The sequence below is a fragment of the Microbacterium sp. H83 genome, assembly GCF_001650405.1.
In the GTDB taxonomy this organism is placed as follows: Bacteria; Actinomycetota; Actinomycetes; order Actinomycetales; family Microbacteriaceae; genus Microbacterium.
In genome coordinates this window covers 1-21,095 of the sequence record NZ_LWCU01000015.1, presented here as the reverse complement: position 1 = coordinate 21,095, position 21,095 = coordinate 1, and the positions used below count along the sequence as shown (strand labels likewise).

At 70.6% G+C, this 21,095-nt stretch carries 22 protein-coding genes and 1 other RNA gene; 12 read left to right on the top strand and 11 right to left on the bottom strand.

The genetic code is table 11. The features are described 5' to 3' along the window. Positions 1-28: 28 nt before the first annotated feature. Positions 29-832: a sigma-70 family RNA polymerase sigma factor gene (locus A4X16_RS07965; protein WP_067119004.1), complete on the top strand. Its 804-nt coding sequence runs from the start codon at positions 29-31 to the stop codon at positions 830-832. Positions 833-841: 9 nt separating this feature from the next. Here A4X16_RS07965 and A4X16_RS07960 read toward each other — a convergent pair whose 3' ends face one another. Next, a complete protein-coding gene (locus A4X16_RS07960) occupies positions 842-1,930 on the bottom strand; it encodes an AAA family ATPase (RefSeq protein WP_067119001.1) in 1,089 nt (362 codons plus the stop codon). A 201-nt stretch (positions 1,931-2,131) separates the two neighbouring features. Between A4X16_RS07960 and A4X16_RS07955 the strand changes: the two genes are divergently transcribed. Further along, positions 2,132-2,488, top strand: coding sequence for a hypothetical protein (locus A4X16_RS07955; protein ID WP_067118998.1), 357 nt, complete (start codon positions 2,132-2,134; stop codon positions 2,486-2,488). Here A4X16_RS07955 and A4X16_RS07950 read toward each other — a convergent pair. After that, the gene (locus tag A4X16_RS07950; RefSeq protein ID WP_067119170.1) at positions 2,475-3,311 is read right to left on the bottom strand and encodes a zinc-ribbon domain-containing protein; all 837 of its coding nucleotides are present in this window, start codon (positions 3,309-3,311) and stop codon (positions 2,475-2,477) included. The two genes, A4X16_RS07955 and A4X16_RS07950, sit on opposite strands and share 14 nt — an antisense overlap. A gap of 130 nt (positions 3,312-3,441) precedes the next feature. Between A4X16_RS07950 and A4X16_RS07945 the strand changes: the two genes are divergently transcribed. Continuing rightward, on the top strand, positions 3,442-4,332 hold the full coding sequence (locus tag A4X16_RS07945) for a TIGR01777 family oxidoreductase (RefSeq protein WP_067118995.1): 891 nt from the start codon (positions 3,442-3,444) through the stop codon (positions 4,330-4,332). Between the two features lie 34 nt (positions 4,333-4,366). Here the strand turns inward: A4X16_RS07945 and A4X16_RS07940 are convergent, their stop codons facing one another. Further along, entirely contained in the window at positions 4,367-5,131 is a 765-nt protein-coding gene (locus A4X16_RS07940) for an SDR family oxidoreductase (RefSeq protein WP_067118992.1), read from the bottom strand. 101 nt (positions 5,132-5,232) lie between these two features. Between A4X16_RS07940 and A4X16_RS07935 the strand changes: the two genes are divergently transcribed. Further along, positions 5,233-6,069: a helix-turn-helix transcriptional regulator gene (locus A4X16_RS07935; RefSeq protein ID WP_067118989.1), complete on the top strand. Its 837-nt coding sequence runs from the start codon at positions 5,233-5,235 to the stop codon at positions 6,067-6,069. Here A4X16_RS07935 and A4X16_RS07930 read toward each other — a convergent pair. Together A4X16_RS07930 and A4X16_RS07925 are read right to left on the bottom strand one after the other, a co-directional pair. Next, on the bottom strand, positions 6,041-6,976 hold the full coding sequence (locus A4X16_RS07930) for a methyltransferase family protein (RefSeq protein ID WP_067118986.1): 936 nt from the start codon (positions 6,974-6,976) through the stop codon (positions 6,041-6,043). The genes A4X16_RS07935 and A4X16_RS07930 overlap by 29 nt on opposite strands. Before the next feature lie 21 nt (positions 6,977-6,997). Then, positions 6,998-7,837 carry an aldo/keto reductase gene (locus tag A4X16_RS07925; RefSeq protein ID WP_067118983.1) on the bottom strand — a complete coding sequence of 280 codons (840 nt, stop codon included), beginning with the start codon at positions 7,835-7,837 and terminating at the stop codon, positions 6,998-7,000. A 22-nt stretch (positions 7,838-7,859) separates the two neighbouring features. Between A4X16_RS07925 and A4X16_RS07920 the strand changes: the two genes are divergently transcribed. From A4X16_RS07920 to rnpB, 4 genes are all read left to right on the top strand, one after another. Further along, positions 7,860-8,282: a YchJ family protein gene (locus A4X16_RS07920; RefSeq protein WP_231880305.1), complete on the top strand. Its 423-nt coding sequence runs from the start codon at positions 7,860-7,862 to the stop codon at positions 8,280-8,282. A 52-nt stretch (positions 8,283-8,334) separates the two neighbouring features. Then, entirely contained in the window at positions 8,335-9,066 is a 732-nt protein-coding gene (locus A4X16_RS07915) for a zinc ribbon domain-containing protein (RefSeq protein WP_067118977.1), read from the top strand. Positions 9,067-9,091: 25 nt separating this feature from the next. After that, positions 9,092-10,804 carry a bifunctional 3'-5' exonuclease/DNA polymerase gene (locus A4X16_RS07910; protein WP_269454896.1) on the top strand — a complete coding sequence of 571 codons (1,713 nt, stop codon included), beginning with the start codon at positions 9,092-9,094 and terminating at the stop codon, positions 10,802-10,804. Positions 10,805-10,818: 14 nt separating this feature from the next. Next, an RNA gene (gene rnpB, locus A4X16_RS07905) (RNase P RNA component class A) lies at positions 10,819-11,175 on the top strand. A gap of 52 nt (positions 11,176-11,227) precedes the next feature. Here rnpB and ppgK read toward each other — a convergent pair. After that, on the bottom strand, positions 11,228-11,974 hold the full coding sequence (ppgK, locus tag A4X16_RS07900; protein ID WP_067118974.1) for a polyphosphate--glucose phosphotransferase: 747 nt from the start codon (positions 11,972-11,974) through the stop codon (positions 11,228-11,230). 69 nt (positions 11,975-12,043) lie between these two features. Between ppgK and A4X16_RS07895 the strand changes: the two genes are divergently transcribed. From A4X16_RS07895 to A4X16_RS07880, 4 genes are read left to right on the top strand one after another with little or no spacing between them, the layout of a single operon-like run. After that, positions 12,044-12,259 carry a hypothetical protein gene (locus A4X16_RS07895; RefSeq protein ID WP_067119165.1) on the top strand — a complete coding sequence of 72 codons (216 nt, stop codon included), beginning with the start codon at positions 12,044-12,046 and terminating at the stop codon, positions 12,257-12,259. A 2-nt stretch (positions 12,260-12,261) separates the two neighbouring features. After that, a complete protein-coding gene (gene glnA / locus A4X16_RS07890) occupies positions 12,262-13,599 on the top strand; it encodes a type I glutamate--ammonia ligase (RefSeq protein WP_067118971.1) in 1,338 nt (445 codons plus the stop codon). A gap of 8 nt (positions 13,600-13,607) precedes the next feature. Next, positions 13,608-16,583 carry a bifunctional [glutamine synthetase] adenylyltransferase/[glutamine synthetase]-adenylyl-L-tyrosine phosphorylase gene (locus A4X16_RS07885; protein WP_067118967.1) on the top strand — a complete coding sequence of 992 codons (2,976 nt, stop codon included), beginning with the start codon at positions 13,608-13,610 and terminating at the stop codon, positions 16,581-16,583. A gap of 46 nt (positions 16,584-16,629) precedes the next feature. After that, entirely contained in the window at positions 16,630-17,556 is a 927-nt protein-coding gene (locus tag A4X16_RS07880; protein WP_067118964.1) for a diacylglycerol/lipid kinase family protein, read from the top strand. 24 nt (positions 17,557-17,580) lie between these two features. Here the strand turns inward: A4X16_RS07880 and A4X16_RS07875 are convergent, their stop codons facing one another. The 5 genes from A4X16_RS07875 to A4X16_RS18065 form a co-directional block, all read right to left on the bottom strand. After that, positions 17,581-18,735: an AI-2E family transporter gene (locus A4X16_RS07875; RefSeq protein WP_082914359.1), complete on the bottom strand. Its 1,155-nt coding sequence runs from the start codon at positions 18,733-18,735 to the stop codon at positions 17,581-17,583. A gap of 106 nt (positions 18,736-18,841) precedes the next feature. Next, positions 18,842-19,309: a BLUF domain-containing protein gene (locus A4X16_RS07870; RefSeq protein WP_067118961.1), complete on the bottom strand. Its 468-nt coding sequence runs from the start codon at positions 19,307-19,309 to the stop codon at positions 18,842-18,844. After that, positions 19,306-19,569, bottom strand: a complete 264-nt coding sequence (locus A4X16_RS07865) for a hypothetical protein (protein ID WP_082914358.1) — start codon at positions 19,567-19,569, stop codon at positions 19,306-19,308. Before A4X16_RS07865 ends, A4X16_RS07870 begins: the two co-directional genes overlap by 4 nt. A gap of 181 nt (positions 19,570-19,750) precedes the next feature. Continuing rightward, positions 19,751-20,770 (bottom strand): M23 family metallopeptidase, encoded by a 1,020-nt coding sequence (locus A4X16_RS07860; RefSeq protein ID WP_082914357.1) that lies wholly within the window; start codon positions 20,768-20,770, stop codon positions 19,751-19,753. Then, positions 20,770-21,095, bottom strand: a 326-nt coding sequence (locus A4X16_RS18065) for a hypothetical protein (RefSeq protein WP_067118955.1), incomplete at its 5' end; no start/stop codon positions are given. The genes A4X16_RS18065 and A4X16_RS07860, both read right to left, overlap by 1 nt.

The window sequence follows — 21,095 nt, the reverse complement described above, 5'->3', positions numbered from 1 at the left end:
CGCACGAAGAGGGAAGAGACGGGATCCGATGCCCCAGCGTGCGCGCAATCAGCTCGTGGTCGATCACCTGCACATCGTGGGGGCCGCGACGGCGCGGCTGTCGTCGCGGGCGACGCACGTCTCGCGCGATGATCTCGCCTCCGCAGGCGCCTTCGCGCTCGTGCGCGCCGCCGAGACGTTCGACGCCAGCCTCGGCATCCCGTTCGGCGCCTTCGCCCGAGGCCGGATCGACTGGGCGCTCAAGGACGAGCTGCGGTCGATGGACTGGGCGCCCCGTGCCATCCGCGTGCGGGCGAGGCGCACCACGACGGCGCGCGAGAGGCTCGCGGCGACCCTGGGACGCACGCCCACCGTGGCGGAGATCGCCGCCGCCATGGGGGTCGACGCCACGGAGGTGCGCGAAGGCCTCGCCGATGCCGAGCGTCTGATCCTCAGCCTGGACGCCGCCGATGAGCGCGAGGTCGCCGGGACCGACCAGCTGCCGGAGGACCTCGCGGTCGCGACCGAGCGCGCCGCCCTGCTCCATCGCGCCATCGACGCCCTGCCCGATCGCAAGCGGTCGATCATCCGTGCGGTCTACTTCGAGGACCGCACCGTCACCGAAGTCGCCGACGAGCTCGGCGTCTCGCACGCCGCTGTCTCGCAGCACCGCGCCGAGGCGGTGCGGATGCTGCGCGACGCCCTCGACCGCCACTATGCGGACGACGCGCGTGCGGCCGCCCACCGCGCGTCGCGATCGTCGGCACCGGTCATCGACTCGTATCTCGAGCGCATCGCGGCCGGCGGCCAGCGTCTCACCAGGGCGCTGATGCCGCGCAGCGTCGGCGCCTGACCCCGTGGCTCAGAGACCGAACCCGTAGGCCGCCTGTCCGATGAGCGTGAGCCCGACCGACGTGGGGTAGATCTCCGGCTCCTCGTCTTCATCGTCGAGCAGCTCCAGCCGCGTGATCGGCACGAAGATGCCGCCGTCGGGCTCGAAGATGAGGTCCTTCGGGACGAACGACGCGAAGATCGACCGCGTCCCGTTGCGCAGTTCGAAAGTGCGGCCGACGTCGCCGCGTTCGAAGAGATTCATCTCGACCTCCTCCGACCACACCTTGCCGTCGGGGAAGCGCGCCTCGATGCGGTACGTGCTCGGCTCGATCGACTTGATGTTGAGATCCTCGACCACCTCCGAGAACAGTGTTTCCGGCTGCTCCAGCTCGAAGGCGATCGCGCGGAGATGGTCGTAGTTCAGTCGAGCCCGTCGCGAGAACAGCGCGACGTTCTCGATCTCTTCGGGCGCCGCGTTCGGCGCCTGGTCGAGCAGATACTGCCTGACCTCCTCGGGACCGGGGTACTCGAAGCGCATGTGGTAGTGGAACCGCCCCGGCCGGTTCACGAGATACGTGCTGACGTCGGCGACGTCGTTCACCGTGAGGCAGTAGATGCGCTTCACCGACGAGAGGCCGTCGAACAGCGAGAGGAACTGGTTCTGGCGGTTCGATCCGTCGCCGTGCCCTCGGCGGCCCGCGGGGAAGATCTTCTCGAACTCGTCGAGCACGATCAGGCACTCGTCGAGGCTGTCGAGGAACTCGACGATGCCGTCGTGGTCCTCCGAGACGATGACGACCGGAAGGCCCTGCTCGCGCGCGGCTGCGGCGACCATGCGGAGGAACAGCGACTTGCCGATGCCCTTGTCGCCCGAGAGCATCACACCGAGGCTGCGGTCGGCGAGGGCGTAGGAGCGGAAGATCTTCGCGACCTTGCGATCGCGGCCGCCGTAGATGCGCTCGGTGCCCACGGTGAGGTCGTCGATCTTGACGAGGCTGAAGCCCTCCTTGGAGCTGAAGTGCACGCGATAGGTGCCGAGGGGGAACACCTGATGGGTGCGCACGGCGTCGTCGTAGACGCGGACGTGCCCGCCGGCCTCGATGTAGGTGCTTGTCACAGTCCTCCGCCTTCGCTCCCCGTACTGTCTATCGGTTCGGATCGGAGAACCGTAAGACGAAACCGGAAACAGGCGTGCGTCGGGCGTGTCGCGACGTCGCCCCTGGCCGCGGTCGCGCTCAGGGATCGGAGTCCGCGGACGGCCCGCGACCAGTATCCTGAGCGGACGGCGGTGTGGGACCGCCGGGGTCGGGGGACCAGGATGAGCGAGTCCACGGGGGAGGACCGGCCAGTCGACGGCCGGATCGAGATCGAGGTCGAGGCCGCGCCGCAGGGACTGCTGCGCTTCACTCTCGACGCCGACGGCGCGGCACGGCGCTGGCACTCGATGCTGATCGCCCACGACGATGCGGTGATCGCGACCGCCTCCTCGCCGGAGCAGACCGCCGAGCTGCTCGTCCGCGGCGGCATCCAGTGCATCCGCGGGCTCATCCCGAGCCTCGAGGTCGGCGGCCTCACCATGCGCCCCGAGATCGGGCCGAACGACAACGCGCAGATCGTCGCCGCCGGGGACGCGCGATTCCTGACCTCGGAGTGGCGGGCCGTCACCGGTCCGTGAGATAGGCGTCGACGAGCAGCGGCCCGCGGATCCGCCGCAGCGCGTCGACGATGCGATCGACGCCGCGCTCGGAGATCGACGACATCTGCAGATCGTGCGGGCCGAGAGGCTGCAGGCGGCCGGTCCGGATGCGGACCACCTCCCACCCGGCGGCGCGGATCGCCCGGTCCTTGCGCAGGTCGGTCTTCTCCCTCGTGCCGACATGCTCGAGGCCGTGCCTCCCCACGGTGTCGTACTCGAGGGCGATCCGCAGCTCCGGCAGGATGATGTCCGGCCAGACCTCGGTGTGCCGGAAGAACGGCCTGGCGACCTTGATCGCGGTGAGACCCGGGGTGAACGCGATCCGCGCGGCGAGGGATGCCCGCAGGGCGGCCTCTGCCGCGGATGCGGGCGCCGGGGCGCATTCGCTGGCGAACGCCGTGCCGGTCGCGAGCTGCGGCGTCCGCGTGCAGAGCGGAGCGGCCGGCGTCCGGGGACGGCGGGGGATGGCCCTCGCCTCGCCGAGCACGACGGGCTGCGGTCGCGCGAGCGCCGAGCAGTCGGGACACCAGGCGGACTGCCGTCGCACCCGCCCCGGTCTCTCGCGCTGCTCGGTGGGCGTCGCAGCGAACCGATGCCCGATCCGGCACTCCCAGCACAGCAGGACGTCGGCTCCGAGCGGCACCTGTGAGAGCGCGATGCCGTGGTTGAGCTCCGGATGGTACTGGCGGATCAGCTCTGGATACGCGGCCCATGCGGCGCGGTACGTGCCCACGGCGTACGGCACCTCGCGGTCACGGGAGAACTGTCGTCGCGCCCACCACGCCTGCACGGGTTCGGTCATGACCGGCACGGTACCGGCGGCCTCCGACACCGGCGGGCCTTCCGACATCGGCGGGCCTCCGACACCGGCGGGCGGTGCGGCGTGCCAGACTCGGCGGAAGCAGCATTCCGATACGCGAACGGGAGCGATCATGGCACAGCGAGTCGTCATCAGCGGCGCATCAGGGCTCATCGGCACGGCCCTCGCGGCCTCCCTGCGAGCCGACGGGGCCGAGGTCACGACCCTCGTGCGCCGGACGCCGAGCGGACCGGACGAGGTCCAGTGGTTCCCCGGCGAGCACGAGCTCCGACCGGATGTCCTGGCCGGCGCGGACGCCGTGATCGCACTCGGCGGCGCGAGCGTCGGACGACTGCCGTGGACGACGCGTTATCGTCGCGAGCTGATCGACTCCCGCATCACGACGACACGCACGCTCGCGACCGCGGTGCGCGAACTGGGCGGAGATGCGCCGTCGTTCCTCTCGGCATCCGCCGTCGGCTTCTACGGGAGCGCTCCGGGGCGGATCCTCACGGAGGACGAGCGCGCCGGCGACACCTTCCTCGCCAGGCTCTGCGTCCGGTGGGAGCACGAGGCCAGGCGCGCCGGCGACGACGCACGGGTGGCGCTCCTTCGCACCGCTCCGATCATCCACCGACGCGGCGTGCTGGCGCCGATGATCCAGCTCACCCGCTTCGGTCTCGCGGGTCCGCTCGGGGGAGGCGCGCAGATCTGGCCGTGGATCTCCCTGGACGACGAGGTGCGCGCCATCCGGCACGTGCTCGATGCCGGACTGCAGGGTCCGGTGAACCTCACGGGACCGACGACGGCATCCGCGAACGACGTCGGGCGCGCGCTGGCCCGCCGCATGGGGCGGCCCTTCTGGCTGCCGGCTCCTGCCTGGGCGCTCCGTGTCGGGCTCAGCAGGGCCGCCGCGGACTCGCTCCTGCTGTCGGATGCCGATGTGAAGCCGGCCGTGCTCGAGGCCTCGGGGTTCGCATTCACCCACCGGACCGCGGCCGAGGCGGTCGACGCGGCGCTGTGACGCCCGCGCCGACCGCGACGTGCCGATCGACTCCTCAGCGCGCGTGCGGGTCGCGGCCGTTGAGGGTCGCCACCACCTGCGCGTAGTCTCCGCGGGCCTCGCCGTACCGCAGGAACTTCACGTTCTCCACCTGGATCTCCGTCGCCTCGGACTGTGACTCGACGAGGCCGATCACCTCGGAGACGAAGTCGTCGAGCGGCATGGCGAAGTCGCTTGTCTCCTGCCCGGGCATCAGCGCCGTGCGCACCGCGGGGGGCTCGAGCTCCAGCACCTTCACGGTCGAGTCGACCAGCTGCAGTCGCAGCGATTCGCTGAGCATGTGGATCGCGGCCTTCGTCGCGTTGTACGTCGGGGTGACGCGGAGCGGGGCGAAGGCGAGGCCGGAGGAGACCGTCATGATGGTCGCATCGGGCCGCGACCGCAGGTGCTCGATGAAGGCCGCGATGAGGCGGATCGGCCCGAGCAGGTTCGTCGTCACCGTCGCCTCCGCCGTCGCGAGGAAGCCGGAGGGCGCCGTCCAGTCCTCGCTCCGCATGATGCCCGCCATGGTGACCAGCACGTTGAGATCGGGGTGGTCGGCGAGCACGGCACGGGAGGCGTCCGCGATGCTGTCGGGATCGGCGGTGTCGATCCGCACGGTGTGGATCCCGGGATTCTCCGCCGCGATCCGGTCGAGCAGCTCCGTGCGACGGCCGCCGACGATGACGGTGTTGCCCCGGGCGGCGAACGCCCGGGCCAGCTCGAGTCCGATGCCGCTCGTCGCGCCGGGGATGAAGATGGTGTTTCCGCTGATGTCCATGCCTCCACCCTCCGATCATCCGCGAGCGCGCTCCAGGGAGGTGTGATCCGGGGATCCGGGGTCCCTGGATCGCGTGGCGCGCGGCGGGGGATACTTCTCGCATGGACAGAGACGCGCTTTCGGAGTTCCTCGTGCGCCGGCGCGAGCAGCTTCGCCCGTCGGACGTCGGGCTCAGCGCCGGGCCGCGGCGGCGTACCCCGGGACTCCGCCGTGAGGAGGTGGCCCAGCTGGCCGCGATGTCCACCGACTACTACACGCGCCTCGAGCAGCGTCGCGGACCGCAGCCGAGCGCCCAGATCCTCGCCTCGCTCTCGCGCGCCCTGCGTCTCACCCCGGACGAGCGCGACTATCTGCACCGCGTCTGCGGCCACAGCGCGCCCGACCGCACGACGTTCACCGACTACGTCCATCCCGGGATGCTCCGCGTGCTCGATCGGCTCGACGACAGCCCGGCGTTCGTCGTCTCGGTGCTCGACGAGGTCCTGGTGCAGAACGACGCCGCACGCGCCCTCCTCGGTGACGCGAGCGGCCTCACGGGCATCGAGCGCAGCGGGATCTACCGCTGGTTCGCCCACCCGGCGGACGAACGCCGCCTCTATCCGGGACCGGATCATCCCCACCGCAGCAGGGTGCTGGTCGCATCCCTCCGAGCGGCCTACGGGGTGCTCGGCGAGCGATCGCGGGCGGGCGAGATCGTGCGGGAGCTCTCCGCCCGCAGCGAGGAGTTCCGCACTCTGTGGGAGGTGCACGAGGTGCGACGGCGCTTCGACGACCGCAAGGTGCTGATCCATCCGGAGATCGGTCCGATCGAGGTGGACTGTCAGGCGCTCTTCACGGAGGACGAGTCCCAGGCGCTCGTCGTCCTCACCGCGGCGCCCGGAACCGACGCCGCCGGAAAGCTGGAGCTCCTCAGAGTGCTCGGGACGCAGCGGGTCTGAGCGGCACCCAGCACGACACCCGCGCGCGGTACTCCTCGAACTCCGCTCCGAAGCGCGCGGCGAGATCGGCCTCCTCGAGCGGGCGCACGACCGTGTTCCAGAGCACAGAGCCGAGCAGCGAGTACACCACGACGAGCCATGATCCGAGGATCAGACCGACGGCCACGCCCTGGGCGATTCCCGCGACGGCCATCGGGTTGCGGACGAGGCGGTAGGGGCCGACCACCACGAGCCGACGCGCCATCTGCGACGGCAGCGGCGTGCCCTCGCCCTTCGTCGACATCGAGATCCCGGACCAGACGCCCAGCACCGTCGCGGCGCCGAGGACCACCGCTCCCGCGATCCGGACGGCGAACGGCATGTCGAGGCGGATCCCCCACCGCGATTCGATCCACGACACGACGAGGGGGATCGCGACGAGGAACGTCCCCCAGAAGAACAGGGTCTGCAGTCCCGTGCGGGCGAGGAGGCGCTCCCGCCCGACCGGAGCGGCTGTGCGGAAGGCCATCGGCCCGGTCACGAGCCACTCGACGGGCGCCCGGCCGCAGAGGATGACGATGCCGGCGGCGAGACTCGCGCCCGCGGCGAGCACCATCAGCAGCGCACCCCATCCCGCGAGCCCGGTGATCGTCGCATACCCGGCCATGCCGACGGCGACGACGGCGGTCCACGGGACGACGACCCAGAGGGCCACGCGGATGCCGCACGCCGCGACGACCGACGCCACGACGAAGAGCGGGATGTCCAGGGTCGCGACGAGGGGAACGGGGAGTGCTCCGAGAGTCGCCTGCCGCACGGCATCCGACGAGAAGACCGCCGCCCACCATGCGGCGCCCGCGAGGGCCTGGATCCCGAAGTACACCCGAGCGGTCGTCGGAGTGACGCGGACACCGGCGATGACGAGCATGCCGTCAGTCTAGGAGCGGCGTCACGACTCCTCGTGCGTCGCGGGGTCGGCGCCGAAGAGACGCCCGTCCGCGCGTCCGAGTGCGGTGATCGCCTCGACCTCCGCGCGCTCGAGGAGGATCTCTCCGGCTGCGAGGTTCGCGCGCTGGTGCTCGAGGGACGACGCCTTCGGGATGGCGACGGTCTCGCGAGCGACGTGCCACGCCAGCACGGTCTGGGCCGGCGTGACGCCGTGCGCCGCCGCGACCTCCCGGACGACCGGCTCGTCGAGGAGCTCCTTCGCGCGTCCGAGCGGACTCCACGCCTCGGTGAGGATGCCGTGCTCGCGGTGGTACGCGAGCTGGTCCGTCTGAGGGAAGTAGGGGTGCACCTCGATCTGGTTGACGACGGGCCGCACGCCGGTCTCGCGCTCGATCCGCTCGAGATGCTCGGGGAGGAAGTTCGACACGCCGATCTGGCGCACGACACCTCGCTCCTGCGCCTCGACCAGGGCCGCCCAGGCCTGCACGTACTCGTCCTGACTCGGGTTCGGCCAGTGGATGAGGTGCAGGTCCGTCGCGTCGAGCCCGAGTCGCGAGCGGCTCTCCTCGATGCTCGTCCGCGCCTCGGCCGACGGGTGGTGCCGTCCCGGGAGCTTGGTGGTGACGATGAGCTCGGAGCGATCGACGTCGGCTGAACGGACCCCACGGCCCACCGACCCCTCGTTCTCGTAGTTGAACGCCGAGTCGATCAGGCGGTATCCGGCGTCGATGGCCGACGTCACGGCGTCCGCCCCGGCGTCGCCGTTCAGGGCGTACGTGCCGAGGCCGATCACAGGGAGGACGAAGCCGTTGTGCGCGGTGAAGCGGGGGAGAGCCGTCATATCGCCAGCGTACGCTGGAGCCATGTCGGAAGCAGGGAACATGGCGCCGGATGACACGCTCGCCTCCGCGTCCGCGCGCTGTCCCTGCGGCTCCGGCGGCACGTTCGGCACGTGCTGCGCACCGCTCCTCGCAGGCGCTCCCGCCCCGTCCGCGGAGCGGCTGATGCGCTCGCGCTACACGGCCTTCGCACTCCGCGACGCGGCGTATCTGCTCGACAGCTGGCATCCGTCCACGCGTCCCGCCTCCCTCGAGCTCGACGGGGACCTCGAGTGGCGACGACTCCTGATCGTCGACCGCGTGGCCGGCGGACCGTTCGACCGCGAGGGCGTCGTCGAGTTCGAGGCGTTCTGGCGTCAGGGCGGGGAGCGCGGGTCGCTGCGCGAGCGCAGCCGTTTCGTGCGAGACGACCGGCGGTGGCAGTACGTCGACGGCCGGATCGAGTGATGCAGATGGGCGGGCGCACCGCGCAGATCGCGCACCGAGTAGATTTGGAAGCGTGAACGCCAGCCCCGAACATCAGCGCATCCTGCTCGACGTCGCCGACCTGGACCGCCGCATCGCGCAGGCGGAACGGGCGCGCACCTCCCCGTCGCAGGCGGCTCGCATCAGCGAACTCGTCGCGATCCGCCAGGCGCAGCTGCGGGAGCTCACCTCTCTCACCGGCACGCGCGACGACGTCCGCACCGAGCTCACCCGCCTCGAGACCGACGTCTCGCTCGTCGAGAAGCGCCGAGCCCGCGATGCCGAGCGCCTCGCGAGCGCGACGAATCCGAAGGAGGCGCAGGCGCTCGAGCACGAGCTCGCCAGCCTGGCACGGCGACAGAGCGATCTCGAGGACATCGAGCTCGACGTGATGGGTCGCGTCGAGGACGCCGACGCCGCCGTCGCCGCGCAGCAGGCCCTGCTCGACACCACGACCGCCGAGGGATCCGCGCTCACGGCGCAGGCCAAGGCGGACGTGGCGGCGGCGACGGAGCTCGGAGCGCAGCTCGCGCGCGATCGGGAGGCGGTCACCGCATCGCTCCCCGCACCGCTCCTCGCGGAGTACACGCGCCGCGCCGCGAACAGCGCGGGGGCCGCACTGCTGACCCGAGGCACCTGCGAAGGATGCCGCATCCTGCTTCCGGGCACCGATCTCAACGACATCCGCCGCGCGGCCGTGGACGCCGTCGTGTCGTGCCCCGAGTGCGGATGCATCCTGGTGCGCACCGAGGATTCCGGACTGTGAGCGCCGCGCCGCGAGCGCGGAGGCGGTGAGCTCGCGGCGCCGGATCGAGCGGCGGGTCGCGCTGCTCGCGTCGGGTCCCGGCATGTTCGCGGCCGTCGATCTCGACGCCCACGGCATGGAGACCGGGCGGCGCTCCCTGTCGGCCTCCGAACTGCCGGGGTGGGTGTCCGAGCAGGAGGCCCGCGATGCGCCGCGCTGGGTGATCCGCAGCGCACGCGACGTCTATCCGGCGCTCCTGGACGCCGGCGTGCTCCTCGGCCGCACGCACGACCTCGTGCTCTGCCATGCGATCCTCCGCGACACCGACGCCGTCGCTCGTCCTCTGGCGCCCTCCGCCTCGTGGGTGCGGCGGGACCCCGTCGAGCAGGCGCCCGCGCTCTTCGACGTCCTCGACGAGCACGCGCCCGACGATCCGGTCGACGATGCGCTCGCCCAGTATCGCGAGCAGCGACGCGTCATCGATGCGAACGTCGACGGGCGACTCGTCCTGCTCACCTCCGCGGAATCGGCCGGCGGACTGATCGCCGAGGAGATGCGCGCGGCCGGGCTGCCGTGGAACGAGTCGGTGCACGACGGCATCCTCACCGAGATCCTGGGCACGCGCCCGGTGGCCGGAGGGACTCCGAGCCGGATGGCCGAGGCGGCCGACCGCATCCGCGCCGTGCTCGGCGACGCGACGCTGAACCTGGAGAGCCAGCCCAAGCTGCTCCGGGCGCTGCACCGCGTCGGGGTCCAGGTCGACTCCACCAGCCGCTGGGAGCTGGCGCAGCACGAGCATCCGGTCGTCGCACCCCTCCTCGCGTACAAGAAGCTCTCGCGCATGCTCAGCGCCAACGGCTGGGCATGGCTCGCCGAGTGGGTCCGCGACGGCCGCTTCCGGCCGGTCTACATCCCGGGCGGTGTCGTGACCGGGCGGTGGGCCTCGGCCGGCGGGGGAGCGCTGCAGCTCCCGCGCGCACTCCGAGCGGCGGTGCGCGCGGACGAGGGATGGACCCTCGTCGTCGCCGACGTCGCGCAGCTGGAGCCGCGGATGCTGGCGGCGATGGCGTCCGACCGGGCGATGGCGCGGGCGGCGCAGGGGCGCGATCTCTACGCGGGTGTCGTCGATTCCGGAGCGGTGGGCACGCGCGAGGAGGCCAAGTACGCCGTCCTCGGCGCGATGTACGGCGCGACGACGGGAGACAGCGGCCGCCTGGTGCCGCGGCTCCGCAAGGTCTACCCGCGCGCGATGGCCCTGGTCGACGCGGCGGCGCGGACCGGCGAGGACGGCGGCGTCGTGTCGACCTGGCTCGGGCGCTCCTCGCCGCGCCCCTCCGCTGACTGGTCCCGGCTGCAGTCCGAGGCCACGGGCGCCGACGCCGACCCCGCCGATGTGGCGGTCGCTCGTCGCCGCGCCCGGGACTGGGGGCGCTTCACCCGCAACTTCGTCGTGCAGGGCACGGCAGCGGAATGGTCGCTCATCTGGCTCGCCGAGATCCGCCACCGGCTGCAGCAGCTGCCCGACGCGCACCGTCCGGCAGCGGCGTCCGGAGCCTTCGGCACGCGCGCCCACCTGGCGTTCTTCCTGCACGACGAGGTGATCCTCCACGTTCCGGCCGAACAGGCCGACGCTGCGGCGGATGCCGTCCGCGAGGCCGCGGCCGTGGCCACCCGGCGGATGTTCGGCGACTTCCCGATCGACGTGCCGCTCGATCTTCGCATCGCGGAGTCCGCCGAGAAGGAGGGGCGTCCCGCGTAGACTGGACGTGCGAATGGGTCGACTGGACGGTCGCGTGGCGGGCAACCGCACCGAGGAACGTCCGGGCTCCTCAGGGCAGGACGGTGGGTAACGCCCACCCGGAGCAATCCGCGAGAAAGTGCCACAGAGAGCAGACCGCCCCGCAAGGGGTAAGGGTGAAAGGGTGGTGTAAGAGACCACCGGGGGCCATGGTGACATGGCCCGCCAGGTAAACCTCGTCCGGAGCAAGGTCAGACAGAGGATGTTGACGCGGCTCGCCGAGTCCTCGGGTAGACCGCTAGAGTGCCACGGCAACGTGTCGCCGAGAGAGATGGCCGTCGAAGGGGCGAAGAACCCCCGAACAGAACCCGGCGTACAGGTCGGCCCATTCGCCTCGCACATGACGAAGGCCCCGCCGATCAGCGGGGCCTTCGGTGTCGGGGCCTAGTCGCCGGCGAGCGACGCGGCGCCGATGATGCCGGAGTTGTTGCGGTGGATCGCCGGGACGATCGGCGTCTTCAGATCGAGGAGCGGCAGGAAGTCGCCCGCGTTCTTCGACACGCCGCCGCCGACCACGAACAGGTCGGGGCTGAAGAGGAACTCGATGTGCGAGTAGAACTTCTGCAGGCGCTCGGCCCACTCGGCCCAGGAGAGGCCCTCGCGCTCGCGAGCGGAGGTGGCGGCGAAGGTCTCGACCGACTCGTACTCGCCGAAGTTCAGGTGGCCGAGCTCGGTGTTCGGCAGCAGCACGCCGTCGTAGAGGAAGGCCGAGCCGATGCCCGTTCCGAGCGTCGTGAGCAGCGTGAAGCCGCGGACGTCACGGGCCGCTCCGTGACGCGCCTCGGCGACGCCCGCGGCATCCGCATCGTTGACGAAGACGATGTTGCGGCCGAGCCCGTCGCGGAAGAAGCGCTCCGCGTCGAAGTCGATCCACTCCTTCGACACGTTGGCGGCCGACAGCGTCTTGCCGCGCTTGACGATCGCCGGGAAGGCGACACCGAGGGGAAGCGTGGAGTCGTGGACGTCGAGGGTCTTCAGCACGGTCTGGACCGCCTGCAGGACGTCCTGGGGCGATGCGCCCTCAGGGGTGGGGACCCGCACCCGGTCGGATGCCATGATGCCGTGCTCGAGGTCGACGAGACCCGCCTTGATACCCGTGCCGCCGATGTCGACGCCGATCGCTTTTGCCATGGTCGATAGCTTAGCGACCGCGCTCAGCGCCGATAGGATCGATGACACCACGTGATGAAGGGATCGACCATGTCGAACGGCGACGAGAAGTACTGGTACAACCTGTCCACCGGCCAGGTCGAGTTCGGCATGATCTCGCCGTCCGCGGACCGCGTCGGTCCCTTCGACACCGAGCACGAGGCCGCCCGCGCTCCCGAGAAGCTGCAGGAGCGCTCGCGCGCCTGGGCCGAGGAGGAAGCCGCCGAGAACGGCTGGGACGCCGGCTCCGGCAAGGCCGCAGAGTGAGCATGGACAAGCAGAGGGACTTCGTCCTCCGGACGATCGAGGAGCGCGGCGTCAAGTTCGTGCGTCTGTGGTTCACCGACGTCATCGGCACGCTGAAGTCCGTGGCGATCGCGCCCGCCGAGGTCGAGGGCGCCTTCGCCGAGGGCATCGGCTTCGACGGCTCGGCGATCGAGGGACTCACCCGCAGCTACGAGTCCGACCTGCTGGCGCAGCCCGATCCCACGACCTTCCAGACCCTCCCGTGGCGCGGCGAGATCGACCCCACGGCGCGCATGTTCTGCGACATCACGACGCCCGACGGTCGCCCTGCGGTGTCCGATCCCCGTCACGTCCTCAAGCGCACGCTGGCCAAGGCCGCCGACGCGGGGTTCACGTTCTACACGCACCCCGAGATCGAGTTCTACCTCCTCAAGTCCTCGTCCTACGGCCCGGAGGGGCCCGTCCCCGTCGACTCCGCCGGCTACTTCGACAACGTGCCGGGCGGCACGGCCCACGACTTCCGCCGACGCTCGGTGCGGATGCTGGAGGACCTCGGCATCTCGGTCGAGTTCAGCCACCACGAGGGCGGCCCCGGCCAGAACGAGATCGACCTGCGGTACGCGGATGCGCTGACGATGGCGGACAACGTGATGACCTTCCGCACGGTCATCAAGGAGGTCGCCATCGAGCAGGGCGTGTACGCGACCTTCATGCCGAAGCCCCTAAGCGGGCACCCCGGCAGCGGCATGCACACCCACATGTCCCTCTTCGAGGGGGAGCGCAACGCGTTCTACGAGGAGGGCGCCAAGTACCAGCTGTCGAAGACGGGACGGCACTTCATCGCCGGCCTGCTGCGTCACGCGAACGAGATGGCCGCTGTCACGAACCAGTTCGTCAACTCCTACAAGCGACTCTGGGGCGGCGACGAGGCGCCGAGCTTCGTCACGTGGGGGCACAACAACCGCTCCGCTCTCGTCCGCGTCCCGATGTACAAGCCCAACAAGGGCGGGTCGTCGCGCGTGGAGTACCGCGCACTGGACTCGGCGGCGAACCCGTACCTCGCGTACGCGCTCATGCTCGCCGCCGGACTCAAGGGCATCGAGGAGGAGTACGAGCTCCCGCCGGAGGCCGAGGACAACGTCTGGTCTCTCAGCGACGCCGAGCGCCGGGCCCTGGGCTACTCGGCTCTGCCGGCCAGCCTCGACCATGCGCTCGAGTACATGGAGAAGTCCGAGCTCGTGGCCGAGACACTCGGCGAGTCGGTGTTCAACTACGTGCTGCTCAACAAGCGCAAGGAGTGGGAGGCCTATCGCGGCCAGGTCACTCCTCTGGAGCTGAAGAACAACCTCGAGCTGCTCTGACCTCGCGCATGGCCAGATCGGACGTCTCCGTCTCCCTGTCCGCACTGGCCAGGCTCGGGTTCGCCGAGCTCAGCGAGGCCTCGACGAAGCTCGCCGAGCTCGAGTCGCTGCTGCGCATCGACAGGGCGACCCTGCTCGACGGGGCCGTGGCGGCCGATCCGGATGCGGCCGTCGACGGCCTGCTGCGGGTCGCTCGTCGCGACGCGCAGCCCCTGACCGAGCTGGTCGCCGACCGCGCGACGCGTGCACGGGCCTGGCGCGTGTTCGGTGCCTCGCAGGGCCTCGCGGACTTCTTCTCCCGGCATCCGTCGGAGGTCGTGGTGCTGTCGGAGACCGGCGCCGCGCTTCCCGGGGCGGAGGAGCTGACGGATCGGATGCTCAGCGCCGTCGGCGCCGTCGACGGGTTCGCCCGTGCGGGGGACGACGGCACGGTCGTCGCGCTCCGCGTGGCATACCGACGTGCGGTCGCCGCGATCGCCGCCGCCGATCTCACCGCGCACAATCCCCTCATGGTCGTCGGCGACGTGGCCGCCGCTCTCGCCGACCTGGCGGGTGCGGCGCTCGAGGCATCGCTCGCGGTCGCCAGGACGCGGCTCTCCGAGACCGTGGACCGCGACCGGGTGGCCGCCACGCGGCTCGCGATCATCGGCATGGGCAAGGCCGGAGCGCGGGAGCTCAACTACGTCAGCGATGTCGACGTGATCTTCGTCGGCGGCACCCGCGACGAGGAGATCGTCGAGGAGTCGCGCGCGATCGACATCGCCACCAGGCTGGCGCGCGAGACGATGCGCGGACTCAGCGGCATCGAGGTCGAGCCCCCGCTCTGGGAGGTCGACGCCGCGCTGCGGCCCGAGGGCAAGCAGGGAGCGCTCGTCCGCTCCCTCGCCTCGCACGTGGCCTACTACGACCGGTGGGCGAAGAGCTGGGAGTTCCAGGCGCTGCTCAAGGCGCGTCCGCTGGCGGGCGACCCGGAGCTCGGAGACGACTACATCGCCGCGCTGCAGCCGAAGGTGTTCTCCAGCGCGGCCAGGGAGGACTTCGTCGACAGCGTGCAGCGGATGCGCGAGCGCGTGATGGAGCACATCGATCCCGAGGACGCTCCGTATCAGCTCAAGCTCGGAGCGGGCGGCCTGCGCGACATCGAGTTCACCGTCCAGCTCCTGCAGCTCGTGCACGGCCTCACCGATCCCCGGCTGCGCACGCGCGGGACGATCGAGACTCTCGACGCCCTGGTCGAGGGCGGCTACATCGGCCGCGCCGACGCGGCGAGCTTCAGCGACGACTATCGCCTCCTCCGACTCATGGAGCACCGCCTGCAGCTGCGGGAGCTCAGCAGGACCCATCTCGTGCCCCGGACACCATCAGGGCTGCGTGTGCTGGCGCGCAGCAGCGGCCTCGCCGACTCGGGCGAGGCGATGTGGGCGCGGTGGGAGGGTGTGCGGCGAGAGGTCCGCGACATCCACACGCGGCTGTTCTACCGGCCGCTCCTCAGCGCGGTGGCGTCGCTGCCCGAGGGCGAGCGATCCCTGTCGACCGCGCAGGCGCACGACCGCCTGATGGCCATCGGATTTCGCGATCCCGCCGGCGCGCTCCGTCACATCGGGGCCCTGACCACCGGGCTCAGCCGCAAGGCCACGATCCAGCGCCATCTCATGCCGGTGATGGTGCGCTGGTTCGCGGACGGCAGCGACCCGGACTACGCGCTGCTGGCGTTCCGCCGGATCAGCGAGCGGCTCGGCGACACCCCGTGGTTCCTGCGGATGCTCCGCGACTCGTCCGGCGCCGCAGAGAGCCTCACCCGGCTGCTGTCGTCCTCGCGCTACGTGGGCGAGCTGATGGAGTGGATACCGGAGTCGGTGGCGTGGCTCGACAGCAGCGATCTGCTGCGCCCCCGCAGCGGCGCCGCCCTCGACGAGGAGGCCCGCGCGATCCAGACGCGACAGCGCGGCGTCGGCGATGCGATGCAGGCGGTGCGCGCTCTGCGGCGACGTGAGCTCCTCCGCACGGCCATGGGCGGGGTGCTCGACGTCCTGACGATCGAGGAGATCGCGCGCTCGCTGACCGAGATCACCGACGCGACCATCCAGGCCGGCCTGCGCGCCGTGCGTCGGGAGATCGTGCCGGCGGAGGACGACGCCCTGGACTTCGCCGTCATCGGCATGGGGCGGTTCGGAGGAGCGGAGCTCGGCTTCGGTTCGGACGCGGACATCCTCTATGTCTACGACGCGAACGGCGTCGAGCCGCAGCGCGCCGAGACCCTCGCGAAGCGCATCGTCGCGGGGTTGCGGGAGAACCTCACCGACCACCGGGTGCCGCTCGACCTCGACGCCGACCTCCGCCCGGAGGGACGGAACGGCCCGGTGGTGCGGACGATCGACGCGTACGCCGAGTACTACCGGCGCTGGTCGCTGTCATGGGAGGCGCAGGCGCTGCTCCGGGCCCGCGGCGTGGCCGGCAGCGCGACGCTGATCGCGAGATTCACCGAGCTCGCCGACAGCATCCGGTATCCCTCCGCGGTCGATCTCCAGGGCACGCGTGAGATCAAGCGCATCAAGGCGCGCGTCGAGGGGGAGCGTCTGCCGCAGGGTGTCGATCCGCGACGGCATCTGAAGCTCGGCCCGGGCACCCTCAGCGACGTCGAGTGGCTCGTGCAGCTGCTGCAGCTCCAGCACGCGCACGAGATTCCCGAGCTGCGGACGACGTCGACCATCGCGGCCCTCGACGCCGCCGTCGCGGCGGCGCTCGTCCCGCCGGCATCCGCTGATCTGCTCCGCGACGCGTGGCGGCTCTCGAGCCGGCTGCGATCAGCGATCACCCTGTACACGGGGCGGACGAGCGACGTGCTCCCCACCGACCCCCGTGATCTCGACGCCATCGGCCGACTGCTCGGGTACCCCGACCGCTCGGCGAGCGAGCTCGAGGACGACTATCTCGGAGTCACGCGACGCGCGCGCAGGGCCTTCGAGGACCTCTTCTACGGCTGATCGCCATCGAGATCGCCGACCGGATGCAACAGGAAGAAGCTGACCAATGACCGACACGACCATCGGTGTGATCTGGAACCCGTCGAAGCCCGGCGGCGACAAGCTGAAGGCGGCGGTGGAGGAGGTCTTCGGCGGGGGCGACGACTCGCCCGTGCGGTGGTGGGAGACGACGATCGAGGATCCCGGTCGCGGGATGGCGGCGGACGCCATCGAGGCGGGCTGCGAGATCGTGATCGCCGCGGGTGGCGACGGCACCGTCCGCGCCGTCGCGGAGGGGCTGGCCGGCAGCGGAGTCGCCCTCGGCATCGTCCCCCAGGGGACGGGCAATCTGCTGGCCCGCAACCTCGACGTGCCGCTGGGGGACATCCCGGCGGCGCTCCGTCGGGTGCGTGACGGCGAGCCGCGCGCGATCGACATGGGCTGGGTGGAGCGCGACGGCGAGGAGCACGCCTTCGTCGTGATGGTCGGCTTCGGCATCGACGCGCAGATGCTGGTCGAGACCGACGAGGATCTGAAGAACCGGGCCGGATGGATCGCGTACGTCGAGGCCATGGGGCGGGCGCTCGCGGGCACCGAGATGACCGACATCACCCTCACCCTCGACGACGGCGAACCGCAGGGTTTCCGCGGGCACACGATGCTCATCGGCAACTGCGGCATGCTGCAGGGCGGCATCCGGCTGCTGCCGGACGCCCTGATCGACGACGGCCAGCTCGACATGCTCCTCGTGAGCGCCGACGGACCCCTGCAGTGGCTCGACACCGTCCGCTCCTTCATCTGGGAGAACGGGATCAGGCGGGCCTTCGGCGCCGTCGATCAGGCCGTGAGCACGGAGTCCACCACGCACGTCGCCGCCGAGCGCATCAGCGTCAGGCTCGCCTCCCCGCAGACCTTCGAGATCGACGGCGAGGAGGTCGGTCAGGTCTCGGAGTTCTCTGTGCGGGTCCAGCCGGGCGCGCTCACGGTGCGCTGAGGGCTGACCCGTCGCCGAGCGCGGTCAGCTCTCGCTGAGGGTCCCGGGAGGCACGATCTTGCGATCCTGCGCCGGGAAGACGACCTTCTGCACGATGATGATGGCGCTGGCGGCGACGGGGATGGCGACCAGCGCCCCGAGGATGCCGCCGAGTGCGCCGCCGGCCACGGCTGCGATCACGACGAGGGCTCCCGGCACGGCGACAGCCTTGTTCATGATCCGTGGCGAGAGGATGTATGCCTCCACCTGCATGTAGACGAGGTAGTACCCGAAGGCGATCAGGGCGGTGACGGGGCTCACGATCAGGCAGATGAGCGCGTTGATGATCGATGCGCTCAGGGTGCCGACGAGCGGGATCATCGAGCCGATGAACGCGATCAGCGCGAGCAGGGCAGGGACCGGCGCGCCGATGATGCTCAGGACGATGAGACTCAGGATGCCGTTGATCAGGGCGAGGCTCGCCTGCCCCATGACGTAGCGGCCGACGGCGCCGGAGACGTCTTCCAGAAGCCCTCGGAACGTGTCCCGCTGGTAGGCGGGGACGAAGCGGGCGGCGACGGCCTTCATGCTCCGCAGCGAGGCCATGAAGTAGAGGGTGAGGATAAGGACGATCGTCACGCCCGTGAAGCCCCCGGCGATCCCGGCGCCCACGGCGAAGACGCCGCCGCTGATGTTGAGGATGTTCCCGGGGTCCTGCACGAAGCTCAGCACGCCCTGGGCGGCGTCGTCGAAGGTGGAGCCGAACTGCTCGCTGATGTCCGTGAACCAGGCGCTGGACATGAAGTCCTCGATCATCTTCGGGCCATCCTCGATCAGATTCGAGATCTGCTCGACGAGGATGGGGACGATGGCGAGGATGATGCCCGCGAAGGCGAGGATGACCGCGGAGACGACGATCGCGACCGCCGCCGGGCGAGGGAGCTTCCGTTCGATGAAGGTGACGATCGGATCCAGGCCCAGCGCGAGGAAGACCGCGACGCCGATGTAGACGAGCACGGTCGCGAGCTGATCGACGATGCCGCCGATCATGAGCGCGACGAGGACCCCGAGCGCGCCGAGCAGGCCGTACGTGAAGGGGTTCATGCGGGCGAGAGCGGCCGCCGCCGTCTTCGGCTGCGCCGGGAGGGTCTCCACCGCATCCATCCGCTTGGCCTGCGACTTCGCGCTGTTCCGACGCATGGCGCCCCTCACTCTCTGATTCCGACCATTCAGTTGACCACCGCGTCCCCGCGCCGGCAGGAAGCCACGCCGTCGCCGTCGTCGTGAGCGCGGCTCCTCGGTCGGCTCACGCAGGTGACGGAGACCCGACGGATGCGGAGCGCACCCGGAACCACAGCGTGAGCTCGGCGAGCGCGCGCCTGCTCATCGCCGTGTCCGAGCCTGCATCCAGATCTCCGAAGGAGTCCCGATATCCCGCAGGGGCGGTGTCCGGTCCCGAACGGAACGCCCGGTAGCCCATGGTCCAGTCCCCGAACCGACGCTCCTCGATCTGCTCGGTCAGCAGGATCCTCATGTCCCGGTGCCGGGGATCGCGGCCGATCGTCTCGACGAGCCGCTCGACCGTCTCGGGGTCGCCCTCCAGGACCTGGATGAACCGTCCCTCGCGATACAGCAGCATGCCCGTCACGTGCCGCGAGGCGTTGCGGGTGCGGCAGACCGAGAGGAGCTCCTCCAGCGCGGTCTCACGGAAGGGCTGCGAGGCGGTGCTCGTGTAGACGAGCGAGATGAGCTGCGCGGTCGTGGTCGCGGTCACTGCGCCTTCCCCTGCAGGTCGTCGGTCCGCGAGTCGGGGCGGCCGGTGCGTCCGTCGGCCGCAGCGACGACCGCCGCGGTCGCCTCATGGAGGGTGGAGTAGTCGCCCACGAGAGCGGAGTGGGCGTCGAAGGCCCGATGGGCGCCGTCCGGCTGTCGATCGACGTAACCGAGGAAGTCGCCCCCGCGACTTCCGACGTGGAATCCCTCCTCGACGCACGCCCACAGGACGGCGGAGGTACGTTCTTCTGCATCTACCACTCCGCGAGTGTATGCCGCGCGGTGAATATCCTCATGCCCCTTGCTCCCACGACGGATCCGTGCATCGACCGGCGCCGGTGGTCGATGCTGTGCGTCGTCAGCGCGGCATCCGCCGGGGAGAGCGTCGACGCAGTCCGAGCGGAGCGCAGATCTCGGAGACGACGGTGCTTCCACTTCGTGCTCAGGAGGTCCAGTAGTTCTTCCTGACCGAGATCCCGGTGAGGGTCACCCCGCTGTTGAGGGCCATCAGCTGCACGAAGAGCCGCATCGGGCCGACCAGCTGGTAGGACTGCGCATGCTGTCCCTGGGTGGGGCTGCCGGCTGCGGCGGTGGCACGGATCTCCGTCACGGGCTGGACGAGGGTCGTGACCACGGGGCCCGAGTTCGACGCGAGCTTCTCGGCCACGAGCCGCACCTGGAGACCGGTCGTGAGTCCGTTCGCCTTGAGGTTGAGAGACACGTCACCGGTCTCCACGATCCCGTTGCCGACGATCGCGAGGTAGAGCTGTCCTGCGGCGACGGCGACGGTGGTCCACGTGTTCGCGGGAAGTGCGACAGAGGTGGCGAAGTCGGTCGACTGATGGGTGGGCACGGGGTCGTCCTCCGGGTAGATGGGTACAGGGCCGCCGTCGACGAGATTCTCGAAGTTGACGGTGTTGGGGAAGCCCAGCTGGCTCGGCGTGCCGCCGAGCCAGAGGGACACGTGGACATGGGAGCCGTAGCCGGTCTCGCTGCCGAATCCTGAAGCGCCGGAGTAGGCGATCACCTGGCCCCTGCTCACTCTGGTCCCGATCGCGACGGCGCTCGAGGCGAGGTGCAGGTAGCGGATGTAGTTGCCGTCGTCGGCGCGCAGGGCGATGTACCGTCCGGTCGCCGAATCGGTCGTGTCCTTCCGGTCGACGATGACGCCGCCGGTCGCGGCTCTGATCGGTGAGCGCATGGCGACCGCGTAATCGGTGCCGGGCTCTCCGGACGGGGGCTTCCGATTCCGATGCCCCTGCCACGTGCTCGAGATGGGGACGTCGCCGCAGGGACGGAGGTAGGTCCCCGCTGCGTTCGCGCTCAGCTGCGGAGAGAACAGGTCCACGCTGAAAGCGGTCGCTCCGAGCGCGAGGCCCGTCGCGAGGAGCACCCCACGGCGGGAAATCCCGCCGTGCGGTTCTCGGCCCGGCGGAGAGGAATCCCCATCCGTGCCGCACATCAGGGATTGGTCCCTTCGTTCTCGCCCCGGATCAGCCTCTGGATCTGCTCCTCCGGGAGGTCCTCGATGGATCCCGATGCCATCTCGACCACGGGGGACGCAGGCGTGCCTCCGATCGTGCAGAGCGATCGCGCGTCCAGACCGCCGGTCCTCGCGGGAACGATCACGAGCCACTCGGGAGTCACGGTGCGCCGCTCGATGCGCGTGTCCTCGATGTCGAAGGTCACATCCGGGTTGAAGGTCGACCGGGTGTCGTCGATGCAGATCTGAGCGAGCTGCTCGCCGGTGAAGTCTCCGAACGCGGGGGAGGTGGGGGCTGTGGGGG

What these genes read in the sequence shown, in the direction of transcription:
- A4X16_RS07965 (WP_067119004.1), top strand. Translation starts at nt 29, where the DNA reads ATGCCCCAGCGTGCGCGCAATCAGCTCGTGGTCGATCACCTGCACATC.
- A4X16_RS07955 (WP_067118998.1), top strand. Translation starts at nt 2,132, where the DNA reads ATGAGCGAGTCCACGGGGGAGGACCGGCCAGTCGACGGCCGGATCGAG.
- A4X16_RS07950 (WP_067119170.1), bottom strand. Translation starts at nt 3,311, where the DNA reads ATGACCGAACCCGTGCAGGCGTGGTGGGCGCGACGACAGTTCTCCCGT.
- A4X16_RS07945 (WP_067118995.1), top strand. Translation starts at nt 3,442, where the DNA reads ATGGCACAGCGAGTCGTCATCAGCGGCGCATCAGGGCTCATCGGCACG.
- A4X16_RS07940 (WP_067118992.1), bottom strand. Translation starts at nt 5,131, where the DNA reads ATGGACATCAGCGGAAACACCATCTTCATCCCCGGCGCGACGAGCGGC.
- A4X16_RS07935 (WP_067118989.1), top strand. Translation starts at nt 5,233, where the DNA reads ATGGACAGAGACGCGCTTTCGGAGTTCCTCGTGCGCCGGCGCGAGCAG.
- A4X16_RS07930 (WP_067118986.1), bottom strand. Translation starts at nt 6,976, where the DNA reads ATGCTCGTCATCGCCGGTGTCCGCGTCACTCCGACGACCGCTCGGGTG.
- A4X16_RS07925 (WP_067118983.1), bottom strand. Translation starts at nt 7,837, where the DNA reads ATGACGGCTCTCCCCCGCTTCACCGCGCACAACGGCTTCGTCCTCCCT.
- A4X16_RS07920 (WP_231880305.1), top strand. Translation starts at nt 7,860, where the DNA reads ATGTCGGAAGCAGGGAACATGGCGCCGGATGACACGCTCGCCTCCGCG.
- ppgK (WP_067118974.1), bottom strand. Translation starts at nt 11,974, where the DNA reads ATGGCAAAAGCGATCGGCGTCGACATCGGCGGCACGGGTATCAAGGCG.
- A4X16_RS07895 (WP_067119165.1), top strand. Translation starts at nt 12,044, where the DNA reads ATGTCGAACGGCGACGAGAAGTACTGGTACAACCTGTCCACCGGCCAG.
- glnA (WP_067118971.1), top strand. Translation starts at nt 12,262, where the DNA reads ATGGACAAGCAGAGGGACTTCGTCCTCCGGACGATCGAGGAGCGCGGC.
- A4X16_RS07885 (WP_067118967.1), top strand. Translation starts at nt 13,608, where the DNA reads ATGGCCAGATCGGACGTCTCCGTCTCCCTGTCCGCACTGGCCAGGCTC.
- A4X16_RS07880 (WP_067118964.1), top strand. Translation starts at nt 16,630, where the DNA reads ATGACCGACACGACCATCGGTGTGATCTGGAACCCGTCGAAGCCCGGC.
- A4X16_RS07875 (WP_082914359.1), bottom strand. Translation starts at nt 18,735, where the DNA reads ATGCGTCGGAACAGCGCGAAGTCGCAGGCCAAGCGGATGGATGCGGTG.
- A4X16_RS07860 (WP_082914357.1), bottom strand. Translation starts at nt 20,770, where the DNA reads ATGTGCGGCACGGATGGGGATTCCTCTCCGCCGGGCCGAGAACCGCAC.